The following is an 11,102-nucleotide window of genomic DNA, read 5'->3' as shown; positions in this document are numbered from 1 at the left end:
CTCGCGCGCCGGGCCCCTTCCACGTACTCCCGCTGCCTACTTGTTCAGGCTCGCCCAGAACTCGTCGAAGGAGAGACGCTTGTCCTTGTCGGTGTCCTTCGTGCCGATCACGGCCTCGGCCACCGTCTCGGTGACGTAGAAGTCCCCCATCTTGGCCATGGCCGACTTCCACTCCGCCGCTGTGATGAAGCCGTCGCCGTCCGCGTCGAACTGCTCGAACGTCTTACGCGCTTCCTCGATGTCCGCCACCGGATCCACCCCTTCTTCGTGCACTACTGACGGGGGTCAGGGTATCGGCCGTACGGGTGACGCCAGGGACGCGGGCTCAGCACTCGATGACGTGGGCTCAGCACTCGATGATGTTCACCGCGAGCCCGCCCCGCGCCGTCTCCTTGTACTTGACGCTCATGTCGGCCCCGGTGTCCTTCATGGTCTTGATGACCTTGTCGAGGGACACCTTGTGGCTGCCGTCGCCGCGCATCGCCATCTTCGCCGCGGTCACGGCCTTCACCGCCGCCATGCCGTTGCGCTCGATGCACGGGATCTGGACGAGCCCGCCGACCGGGTCGCAGGTCAGGCCGAGGTTGTGTTCCATGCCGATCTCGGCCGCGTTCTCGACCTGCTCGGGGCTGCCGCCGAGGACCTCCGCGAGGGCGCCCGCCGCCATCGAGCAGGCGGAGCCGACCTCGCCCTGGCAGCCGACCTCGGCGCCGGAGATCGAGGCGTTCTCCTTGAACAGCATGCCGATCGCACCGGCCGCGAGGAGGAAGCGGACCACGCCGTCCTCGTCCGCGCCGGGCACGAAGTTCATGTAGTAGTGCAGGACCGCGGGGATGATGCCCGCGGCGCCGTTCGTCGGGGCGGTCACGACCCGGCCGCCCGCTGCGTTCTCCTCGTTCACCGCCATCGCGTACAGCGTGATCCACTCCATGGAGCGGGCAAGGGGATCGCCCTCGGCGCGCAGCTGACGTGCGGAGTTGGCCGCGCGGCGGCGGACCTTGAGGCCGCCCGGCAGGATGCCCTCGCGGGACATGCCGCGCGAGACGCAGGACTGCATGACGCCCCAGATGTCGAGCAGACCCGCGCGGATCTCCTCCTCGGTGCGCCACGCCTTCTCGTTCTGCAGCATCAGCGCGGAGATGGACAGGCCGGTCTCCTCGGCGAGGCGGAGCAGCTCGTCGCCGGTGCGGAAGGGGTGTTTGAGGACCGTGTCGTCCGGCACGATCGGGTTCTCGCCGGCCACCGCGTCGTCGTCGACCACGAAGCCGCCGCCCACGGAGTAGTACGTCTTCTCCAGGACGAGGGCGCCCTCACGGTCGTACGCGAAGATCGTCATGCCGTTGGCGTGGTACGGCAGGGCCTTGCGGCGGTGCAGGACCAGGTCCTTGTCGAAGTCGAAGTCGATCTCGTGCATGCCGAGGAGGTTGAGGCGGCCGGTGCTCTTGATCTGCTCGACGCGGTCGTCGGCGAACTCGACGTCGACCGAGCGCGGGGACTCGCCCTCCAGGCCGAGCAGTACCGCCTTGGGGGTGCCGTGGCCGTGGCCCGTCGCGCCGAGCGAGCCGTAGAGCTCGGCCCGTATGACGGCGGTGTGGGCCATCAGGCCCTCGTTCTTGAGGCGGCTCGCGAAGATGCGGGCGGCGCGCATGGGGCCGACCGTGTGGGAGCTGGACGGGCCGATGCCGACCGAGAACAGGTCGAAGACCGAGAGGGCCACGAGAAACTCCAATGGTGGTTGGTAGACGCCGTTGTCTGCCGGGGTAGTGCAGATGGTTCAAGGGCGGGGCATGAGCGGGGGCACCGCACTCACTGTTCAGTTCCAGTGTGCGCGGTGCCCCGAAGATTCGTACGAAGTAAAGCGTACGAAACTGCTACAGGTTGGGGTACAGGGGGTGCTTCGCTGCCAAGGCCGAGACCCGGGCCTTGAGCGACTCCGTGTCGATGTCGCCCGGCTTCAGCGCCTCGGCGATGACGTCGGCGACCTCACGGAAGTCGTCCTCCTGGAAGCCACGGGTCGCGAGCGCGGGCGTACCGATCCGCAGGCCCGATGTGACCATCGGGGGGCGCGGGTCGTTCGGGACCGCGTTGCGGTTGACCGTGATGCCGACCTCGTGGAGACGGTCCTCGGCCTGCTGGCCGTCGAGCTCGGAGTTGCGCAGGTCCACCAGGACCAGGTGCACGTCCGTGCCGCCGGACAGGACGTCGACACCGACGGCCTTCGCGTCGTCCTGCACCAGGCGCTCGGCCAGGATGCGGGCGCCGTCCAGGGTGCGCTGCTGGCGCTCCTTGAACTCCTCGGTGGCCGCGACCTTGAAGGAGACGGCCTTGGCCGCGATCACGTGCTCCAGGGGGCCGCCCTGGAAGCCGGGGAAGACCGCGGAGTTCAGCTTCTTCGCGAACTCCTTGCTGCGGGCCAGGATGATGCCGCCGCGCGGGCCGCCGAGCGTCTTGTGCGTGGTGGAGGTGACCACGTCCGCGAACGGCACCGGGTTGGGGTGAAGCCCTGCGGCGACGAGCCCGGCGAAGTGCGCCATGTCGACCCACAGGTACGCGCCGACCTCGTCGGCGATCCGGCGGAACTCGGCGAAGTCCAGCTGACGCGGGTAGGCGGACCAGCCCGCGATGATCACCTTGGGGCTGCTCTCCTTGGCCAGGCGCTCGACCTCGGCCATGTCGATCAGACCGGCCTCGTCGACGTGGTACGGGACCACGTTGAACTGCTTGCCCGAGAAGTTGAGGCGCATGCCGTGCGTGAGGTGGCCGCCGTGCGCCAGGTCGAGGCCGAGGATCGTGTCGCCGGGCTTGGCGATCGCGAAGAGGGCGGCCTGGTTGGCGGAGGCGCCGGAGTGCGGCTGGACGTTGGCGTACTCGGCGCCGAACAGGTCCTTGAGCCGGTCGATCGCGATCTGCTCGGCGACGTCGACGTGCTCGCAGCCGCCGTAGTAGCGGCGGCCGGGGTAGCCCTCGGCGTACTTGTTGGTGAGGACCGTGCCCTGGGCCTCCATGACGGCGACGGGAGCGAAGTTCTCCGAGGCGATCATTTCCAGGGTGGACTGCTGACGGTGGAGCTCGGCGTCGACGGCGGCGGCGACGTCCGGGTCCAGCTCGTGGAGAGGGGTGTTGAGAAGCGACATCAGGTGGTCCCTAAGGGTCTTTAGTTGCCTGCGAGCTCGGTGTATTCGGCCGCGGAGAGCAGGTCCTGAGGCTCATCCGAGATCCGTACCTTGAACAGCCAGCCGCCCTCGAAGGGAGCGGAGTTCACCAGCGACGGGTCGTCCACGACGTCCTGGTTCGCCTCGGTGACCTCACCGGTCACGGGGGAGTACAGGTCGCTGACGGACTTCGTCGACTCGAGCTCGCCGCAGGTCTCGCCCGCGGTCACGGTCTCGCCGACCGCAGGGAGCTGGGCGTAGACGACGTCACCGAGCGCGTTGGCCGCGAACTCCGTGATGCCGATCGTCGCCACACCGTCCTCGGTGGCCGAAAGCCACTCGTGCTCCTTGCTGTAACGCAGCTGCTGGGGGTTGCTCATGACCTGAATTCTCCTGTACGCGGGTGGGTGCTGCGGAACGGGAATGATGTGCGTGGGGTCACTTCCGGCTTACCACAGAGACGGAAGTGTCACTTCTGGCGCTTGTAGAACGGCAGAGCCACGACCTCGTACGGCTCGTGCGTGCCCCGGATGTCCACGCCGATCCCCGATGAAGACGCGGTGCCCGGGGCCGCGTGCGCCACGTCCACGTACGCGATGGCGATCGGCTTGCCGAGCGTCGGGGACGGCGCCCCGGAGGTGACCTCGCCGATGACCTTGCCGTCGGCGACCACGGCGAAGCCCGCGCGCGGTACGCGGCGGCCCTCGGCGATCAGGCCCACCAGCTTGCGCGGGGGAGCGGTCTCGGCGCGCTCGGCGGCGGCCGCGAGCGCCGCGCGCCCCACGAAGGTGTCGGACTGCGAGGTCTTCTCGAACTTCACGACCCGGCCGAGGCCCGCGTCGAAGGGCGTGAGGTCCGCGGTCAGCTCGTGCCCGTACAGCGGCATGCCCGCCTCCAGGCGGAGCGTGTCGCGGCAGGAGAGCCCCGCCGGGACGAGGCCGACGTGCTCGCCCGCCTCCATGAGCGCGTTCCAGAGCTTCTCGGCGTCGCCGGGCGACACGAAGAGCTCGAAGCCGTCCTCGCCGGTGTAGCCCGTGCGGGCGATGAGCGCGGACACTCCCGCGACCGTGCCCGGCAGGCCCGCGTAGTACTTCAGGCCGTCCAGGTCGGCATCCGTGAGTGACTTCAGGATGCCGGGGGACTCGGGACCCTGGACGGCGAGCAGCGCGTACGCGTCGCGGTCGTCACGGACCTCGGCGTCGAAGCCGTCGGCGCGGGCGGTGAGCGCGTCGAGCACGGTCTGCGCGTTCGACGCGTTGGCGACGACCATGTACTCGGGCGCCTCGGCCGCACCGAGGCGGTAGACGATCAGGTCGTCCAGGATCCCGCCGTCCTCGGCACAGATCATCGTGTAGCGGGCGCGGCCGACACCGATGGAGCCGATGTTGCCGACGAGCGCGAAGTTCAGGAAGTCCACGGCCTCGGGGCCTGTGACCGTGATCTCGCCCATGTGGGAGAGGTCGAAGAGACCGGCCTTGGTGCGGACGGCGATGTGCTCGTCGCGCTCGCTGGCGTACCGGAGCGGCATGTCCCAGCCCGCGAAGTCGGTCATGGTCGCGCCGAGCGCGCGATGCACGGCATCGAGGGCAGTCAGACGGGGGGCGGTACTCATACGGGGAACTCCCAGGGCATGACGGGCGAGGTCGATCCTCCCCATCTGTCATCGGAACCTGAGAGGTTCACCACGACCCGTCCGTATACGTCATACGTCTGTATCAGGGGGTCATGACTTGCACCTTGGGTGGAGCCGCCGAGGCGACCCGCTTTTCAGATGTGCCTCGCCCGCGCGGTACGGGGCCTGAGAGATTCAAGGGAGGGACTTGCTCCTTCGGCGCCCCGGTGCGTCGTACGACGGTGACCGGGAACTCTCCCGCGCGGATTCAAGCGGCCTGTATGGAGTTTGCGGGCACATCATTGCACGCGCCCGCGTCACAGGGCAGTCCCGGTGGAGTAATGCTGTTGTGCCGCATTACCTTCTCTTTACACTTGCCGGGGAAGCTGCGGTAAGCAGTTACGTGACCGCTTAGGGGAGGCCGATCACGGTGCGCAAGGCCAGTGTCTACGCGACCAACACGGGGGTGGCCCTGCCCAAACAGGCCGCCGCCCCCACCAGGGAGAGCTGCGGCGCCCTGCCTGCGGTCGTCGTCCGCGACCTGAGGCAGCGGACCGGCCACAGCCCGCACCGCCTCACGTTCGGCGCGGGCGATCTGATCGTCGTCTCCGGACTGCCGGGCAGCGGCAAGTCCACCCTGATGCGCAGGGCCGTCGCGGGCCCGCGCATCGACTCGCAGGACACCCGCGACCGCTGGGCCCTGCGCATGCCGGCCCTGCTGCCGTACGCCGTCTACCGCCCCCTGGTCCGCCTCGCGCACTATGCGGGGCTGCGAGCGGCCCTGCGGTCGGGCGAGGGGATCGTGGTGCACGACTGCGGCACCCAGACATGGGTGCGCCGCTGGCTGGCCCGCGAGGCGGCGCGGCGCGGCACGACGCTGCACCTGCTGCTGCTCGACGTGCCGCCGGACACCGCCATAGAGGGGCAGCTCTCGCGCGGGCGCGGCGTGTCGCGGTACGCCTTCGCGCGGCACCGCAGGACCGTCGGCAGCCTGGTCGGCGCCGCCGAGCGGGGCGATCTGCCGCGCGGCTGCGGCTCCGCGATCCTGCTCGACCGGACAGCCGCGAGCGTTCTGCGCGGGATCGGCTTCGGGGGCTGAGCCGCCCGCCGCGTTAGGGTCGTGCCGCAGGCAGAGCGGGACAGGGCAGGGGTTGGGCAGATGGATATTCCGGCGCAGGCGCACGCACATCCGTACGGAGGATGGCCGGGCAACGAACTCGAAGAGGTGCTCGCGGCATCGCTCGGCATGCCCGGGGCGCCTCAGGCGTCCGCGGGGGCCCGCATCGTCGAGGTGCTCGGCCGCAGCCACGTCTGGGTCCCGCTGCCGAGCGGCGGCGGTCCTGACAGCGGCACCCTCGACCTGCCCACGCTGGAGATCGAGGGCCAGGCCTTCGTCCCCGTCTTCAGCTCCGAGCAGCAGTTCCAGCAGGTCACCGGCGGCCGGATGGGCTGCACCGTGGCGCCCGCCGTGGAGTTCGCGCGCGGCCTTCCCCCGCAGCTGGGCATCGCGGTCAACCCGGACGGCACGGTCGGGGTCCCGCTGCCGCCGCCCGCCGTCGCCGAACTCTGCCGGGCCGGACGCACCCCGCTCGACGGCCCCGCGACCGGCGGCCGCGTACGGCTCTTCGAACCGGACTGGCAGCAGGACCCGGTGGACTTCCTGTCCGCCGCCGCCCGCGAGTTCGAGGCCACCGGCGTCGTCCTGAACGCCCGCCGCTGCCTGGCGAGCGTCGAGGGCGAGGAGCCCACGCTGTTCATCGGCGTCGAACTGACCTCCTGGGAGGGCAACGCGCGCGAACTGCCGATGGAGGCCGTGGGCCGGGCTCTCGGCCACGCCCCGGTGGCCTGGCCGGTGAACCTGGTGCTGCTCGATGTCGCCCAGGACCCGGTCGGTGACTGGATGCGTGAGCGGGTTCGGCCCTTCTTCGGTCAGACCCCGGGGCATGAGCACGGACATGTGTAAGGACATGTGCAGGTACGTGTGTGAGGGTGCCGTACGTCAAGTCGGTGTCAGGATCGCCGCTTAAGCTGGTTTCATGGCCCGGGCGGGGCGCGGTCCTGCCGATTCGGCCCGGGGCCACCGGTCAGCTCAGGTCACGTCAGGTTCATCAGGTTCCAGGTCCAGCGGGTCAGCGGGTCGTCGCGAAGGGGCGGTTAAGGGTGAGTGCGTCGGGCACGGCTGCTGCCGGGCAGGTCGAGCACATGCTGCGCCAGGTGACGCCAGGGCGTTATGACGCCTACGAGGCGCTCCTGCGGGCGCTCGCCGCCGACCAGGTGTGGATGCTGCTCTGGCACGGCCAGGCCGGGTCCCCCGACGCGCAGTACGGGAACATGGAGGTCGAGGGCCTCGGGTACGCACCGTGCGTGACCTCCGCCCAGGAGCTCTCCGCGAGTGGCTGGAACCGTTCGTACGAGGTGGTCAGCGGCCTCGACATCTCCCGCACCCTCTACCCCGACCACTACGGCCTCTGGCTCAACCCGCACGCCCCCGGCGGCGGCGTCGGCATCCCCTGGCTCGACCTGCGGCGCATCGCGTCGGGCCTGGACCTGCTGCCCGCGGGCCCGCTCAGGCTCACCGAGCCCGCCATCGAGATCCCGCAGTTCTACGCCCTGCTCACGCAGAACGCGCACCGCACCCCCGCGGTCCGCTCGCTGCGCCGCGCCTGGGTGCAGCCCGCGCTGGGTGCGCCGTATCTGGCCATCGGCCTCGATGTGTACGACACGTCGCCGTCGTCGGTGGACGGGGTGCGCACGATGATGCAGCAGTCGATCGCCGCCGTCCCCGAAGGGCTGCCCGTGTCGACGGTCGCGATGTCCGACGGGTACGACCCGGTCGCCCTGTGGCTGCGCGCCAACGCCAGGCCGTTCTACGACCGCGAGGCCCAGCCGGCCCCGGCGCCCGCGGGTGGGTACGGATACCCCGCGCAGTACTGAGATCGGTACTGAATCCGGTACTGAATTCGGTGCGGAAGCGGTGTGGGATCGGTACGGAAACCGTGTCGATGCGGCGCTGAAGACACCCTGAACCGGCCACCACGGCTCGTATACCTGCCCCGACAGTCACAATGTCCGTTCTGATGGTGGAGGGGCCCTTTAGCCTCCCGTGGACTGTTGCAACCCAACTGCCCCGTGTTCGCCCCTCGTTCACGTGCGTCCGGATAACGGAACACCTCAAACAGCATCACGGTTGAGCATCCATTCCCCGTCTGGGCTGGTAACAGATCGCAACCGCGATGAAGACTCCCGCAAGTGGGGCGCTTCGCCCCTGTGTACGACGGACTGATCACGTCGCTACAGCGGCAAGTGCGGGCCGGTCACCACCGGTTGAGAGGGGTCCCTGCCACGATGACGGCACCATTGCATGACACACCTGCGGACGCGGACCCGACGGCGGACGTCGCTCCCGCAGCTGATGCAGGGGTGAGGAAGGTCGAGGGGCGGTCCCTCAAGCAGATCGCCTGGAACCGCCTGAAGCGCGACAAGGTCGCTCTGGCCGGCGGCATCACCGTGCTCGTCCTGGTCTTTGTCGCCGTCTTCGCGCCCCTGATCGTCTCCCTGTTGGGCCACCCGCCCAACGAGTTCCATCAGGACGAGCTCGAAGACCTCACGAACCTGCCCAAGGGTGCGTTCGGCGGTATGAGTTGGGACTTCCTCTTCGGCGTCGAGCCGAACAAGGGCCGCGACGTCTTCAGCCGGATCGTCTACGGCGCCCGGATCTCCCTCCTGGTGGCCTTCCTCGCCGCCGTGGTGGCCGTGGCGCTCGGCACCTTCTTCGGCATCATCGCCGGTTACTTCGGCGGCTGGATCGACGCGCTGATCAGCCGGGTCATGGACGTGCTGCTCGCCTTCCCGCAGCTGCTCTTCGTGATCTCCCTGGTCTCCGTCCTCCCCGACGACCTGCTCGGCCTCACCGGCAGCGGTGTCCGCATCGCGGTACTGATCCTGGTGATCGGCTTCTTCGGCTGGCCCTACGTCGGGCGCATCGTCCGAGGCCAGACCCTCTCGCTGCGCGAACGCGAGTACGTGGAAGCGGCCCGCAGCCTCGGCGGCGGTCAACGGCACATCCTCTTCCGTGAGCTGCTGCCGAACCTGGTCGCTCCGATCACCGTCTACGCGACGCTCATGATCCCCACCAACATCCTCACCGAAGCGGCGCTCAGCTTCCTCGGCGCGGGTGTGCGCCCGCCGACGGCCTCCTGGGGCGGCATGCTCCGGGACGCCCTCGCGACGTACGAGCATGACCCGATGTTCATGGTCTTCCCCGGCCTGGCGATCTTCGTGACCGTGCTCGCCTTCAACCTCTTCGGCGACGGGCTTCGCGATGCCCTTGACCCCAAGGGAACTCGTTAACAGCCCCAACTGGCTTGCCCCTGCCCCAGCGTCAGGTGGCTTTTCACATGGTTCCAAGGCAGTCATGGCCAAGGACCGCGAATCTCGGAGGATGCGAGAAATGCCCACAGGTTCCTCTAAGCGACGATTGACCGCTGGTGCGGCTCTCGTCGTAGCGGCGCTGGTGACCACCACGGCGTGCGGCGGCGGCAGCGACGACGACGACAGCAAGGGTGCCGGCTACAACGCGGCCATCGGCAAGGTCGCGAACAAGTCGGCGAAGAAGGGCGGAACGCTCAAGTTCATCGCCAAGCAGGACCTGGACTCGGCCGACCCGCAGCGCGCGTACTACGGCATGACGTGGGACTTCATGCGGTACTACACCCGCACGCTGATCACGTACGACACCAAGCCGGGTGCCGCGTCCAACAAGCTCGTCCCCGACCTCGCCGAGGACACGGCGAAGATCAGTGACGACGGCAAGACCTACACGTACAAGCTGCGTGACGGCCTGACGTGGGAGGACGGCTCGAAGCTGACCTCCAAGGACATCAAGTACGGCATCGAGCGCATCTGGGCCACCAAGGTCATCACCGGTGGCCCCGGCTACCTCAAGTCGACGCTTGACCCCAAGGGCAAGTACAAGGGCCCCTACGAGGACAAGTCGAAGGACAAGCTCGGTCTGAAGGCGGTCGAGACGCCGGACGACAACACCATCATCTTCAAGCTGCCCAAGAAGAACGGCGACTTCGAGCAGATGCTCGCGATGCCGTCGGGCACCCCGGTGAAGCAGTCCGAGGACACCGGCGCCAAGTACACCCAGCGCCCGTTCTCCTCCGGTCCGTACAAGTTCCAGAACTACAGCGCCGGCAAGAGCATCACGCTGGTCCGCAACAAGAACTGGAAGAAGTCGTCCGACCCGGTCCGTCCCGCGCTGCCGGACAAGATCTCGGTCACCATCTCGGCGAACCTCGAAGAGAACGACAAGCGCCTGATGGAAGGTGACTACGACATCGACATGAATGGCACCGGCATGACCCAGTCGGGTCGTACCACCGCCATTCAGGACCACAAGGACAACATCGACAACATGCAGACGGACTTCGTCCGTTACGTCGCCCTTGTGACCAAGACGAAGCCGTTCGACAACGAGGCCTGCCGCAAGGCCGTCTTCTACGCCACGGACTTCGCGAGCCTGCAGAAGACCCGTGGTGGCCCGGTCGCCGCCGGTGAGATCGCCGCGAACGTCTTCCCGAAGTCGATCAAGGGTCACGACGACTACGACCCGTACGGCATCCTGAAGCGCAAGGGCAAGCCCGACGTCACCAAGGCGAAGGCCGAGCTCAAGGACTGCGGCAAGCCCGGCGGCTTCTCGACCAAGATCTCGGCCCGCACCAACCAGCCGGGCGAGGTGGACGCCGCCACGGCGCTCCAGGAGCAGCTGAAGAAGGTCAACATCAACGCCGAGGTCGACCAGATCGACGGCGCCGACTCCTCCAGCATCACCGGCTCTCCCGCGGTGGTGAAGAAGCGCGGCATCGGCATGACGATGGCGGGCTGGGGTCCGGACTTCCCGACCGGCCAGGGCTACGCCCAGCCGCTGTTCGACAGCCGTTTCATCAATGAGAACGGCAACTACAACGAGTCGCAGATCGACGAGCCGAAGATCGACAAGTACTTCGACGACGCGATCGCCACGGTCGACCCCGAGAAGGCCGGCCAGATCTACACCAAGCTGGCGCACGAGATCGTGGACAAGGCGTACTGGATGCCCTTCATCTACGAGAAGAACATCAGCTGGCGTTCCTCGCGGGCGAGCAACGTCTACTCGTCCGCCGCGTACAGCGGTCGCTACGACTACGTCTCGCTCGGTGTGAACGACGGGAAGTAGCAGCAACAGCAGTTAGCAGTCAGCAGTCTCCGTAAGGCCGTCCTACCGCCGAATCCCGCCAGTCCGAAGGGCAGGTGATGGCCCCAGACGGTGGCCGGGACTCCTCACAAGGGAGTCC

General features: G+C 68.2%; 10 protein-coding genes and 1 riboswitch. Of the genes, 5 read left to right on the top strand and 5 right to left on the bottom strand.

The features are described 5' to 3' along the window. Positions 1-36 precede the first annotated feature (36 nt). The 5 genes from ACFQ7F_RS42980 to gcvT all read right to left on the bottom strand — a co-directional run bounded on the left by ACFQ7F_RS42980 (position 37) and on the right by gcvT (position 4,764). The gene (locus tag ACFQ7F_RS42980) at positions 37-249 is read right to left on the bottom strand and encodes an EF-hand domain-containing protein (protein ID WP_383284125.1); all 213 of its coding nucleotides are present in this window, start codon (positions 247-249) and stop codon (positions 37-39) included. Positions 250-346: 97 nt separating this feature from the next. Then, a complete protein-coding gene (locus ACFQ7F_RS42975) occupies positions 347-1,717 on the bottom strand; it encodes an L-serine ammonia-lyase (protein ID WP_383284131.1) in 1,371 nt (456 codons plus the stop codon). Between the two features lie 154 nt (positions 1,718-1,871). After that, positions 1,872-3,134 carry a serine hydroxymethyltransferase gene (glyA, locus tag ACFQ7F_RS42970; protein WP_383284122.1) on the bottom strand — a complete coding sequence of 421 codons (1,263 nt, stop codon included), beginning with the start codon at positions 3,132-3,134 and terminating at the stop codon, positions 1,872-1,874. Positions 3,135-3,154: 20 nt separating this feature from the next. After that, positions 3,155-3,532 carry a glycine cleavage system protein GcvH gene (gene gcvH / locus ACFQ7F_RS42965; protein WP_383284119.1) on the bottom strand — a complete coding sequence of 126 codons (378 nt, stop codon included), beginning with the start codon at positions 3,530-3,532 and terminating at the stop codon, positions 3,155-3,157. Between the two features lie 89 nt (positions 3,533-3,621). Next, a complete protein-coding gene (gene gcvT, locus ACFQ7F_RS42960; protein WP_383284115.1) occupies positions 3,622-4,764 on the bottom strand; it encodes a glycine cleavage system aminomethyltransferase GcvT in 1,143 nt (380 codons plus the stop codon). 165 nt (positions 4,765-4,929) lie between these two features. Beyond that, positions 4,930-5,035: riboswitch (glycine riboswitch) on the bottom strand. A gap of 153 nt (positions 5,036-5,188) precedes the next feature. Between gcvT and ACFQ7F_RS42955 the strand changes: the two genes are divergently transcribed. From ACFQ7F_RS42955 to ACFQ7F_RS42935, 5 genes are all read left to right on the top strand, one after another. Then, complete coding sequence (locus ACFQ7F_RS42955) at positions 5,189-5,863, top strand: AAA family ATPase (protein ID WP_383284128.1); 675 nt, start codon at positions 5,189-5,191, stop codon at positions 5,861-5,863. Between the two features lie 60 nt (positions 5,864-5,923). Then, positions 5,924-6,727: an enhanced serine sensitivity protein SseB gene (locus tag ACFQ7F_RS42950; protein WP_383284111.1), complete on the top strand. Its 804-nt coding sequence runs from the start codon at positions 5,924-5,926 to the stop codon at positions 6,725-6,727. 197 nt (positions 6,728-6,924) lie between these two features. After that, positions 6,925-7,698, top strand: a complete 774-nt coding sequence (locus ACFQ7F_RS42945) for an enhanced serine sensitivity protein SseB C-terminal domain-containing protein (RefSeq protein ID WP_383284108.1) — start codon at positions 6,925-6,927, stop codon at positions 7,696-7,698. 411 nt (positions 7,699-8,109) lie between these two features. Then, entirely contained in the window at positions 8,110-9,114 is a 1,005-nt protein-coding gene (locus ACFQ7F_RS42940) for an ABC transporter permease (RefSeq protein WP_383284105.1), read from the top strand. Between the two features lie 100 nt (positions 9,115-9,214). Further along, positions 9,215-10,984 (top strand): ABC transporter substrate-binding protein, encoded by a 1,770-nt coding sequence (locus ACFQ7F_RS42935; protein ID WP_383284102.1) that lies wholly within the window; start codon positions 9,215-9,217, stop codon positions 10,982-10,984. Positions 10,985-11,102 lie beyond the last annotated feature (118 nt).

It is taken from the genome of Streptomyces sp. NPDC056486 (genome assembly GCF_042795295.1).
Classification (GTDB): domain Bacteria; phylum Actinomycetota; class Actinomycetes; order Streptomycetales; family Streptomycetaceae; genus Streptomyces.
Note: the sequence above shows the minus strand (reverse complement) of the source record. Positions and strands in the feature narration are given on the sequence as shown.

Coding starts and splice junctions, on each gene's coding strand:
- ACFQ7F_RS42940 (WP_383284105.1), top strand. CDS start 8,110: ATGACGGCACCATTGCATGACACACCTGCGGACGCGGACCCGACGGCG.
- gcvH (WP_383284119.1), bottom strand. CDS start 3,532: ATGAGCAACCCCCAGCAGCTGCGTTACAGCAAGGAGCACGAGTGGCTT.
- ACFQ7F_RS42950 (WP_383284111.1), top strand. CDS start 5,924: ATGGATATTCCGGCGCAGGCGCACGCACATCCGTACGGAGGATGGCCG.
- gcvT (WP_383284115.1), bottom strand. CDS start 4,764: ATGAGTACCGCCCCCCGTCTGACTGCCCTCGATGCCGTGCATCGCGCG.
- ACFQ7F_RS42935 (WP_383284102.1), top strand. CDS start 9,215: ATGCCCACAGGTTCCTCTAAGCGACGATTGACCGCTGGTGCGGCTCTC.
- glyA (WP_383284122.1), bottom strand. CDS start 3,134: ATGTCGCTTCTCAACACCCCTCTCCACGAGCTGGACCCGGACGTCGCC.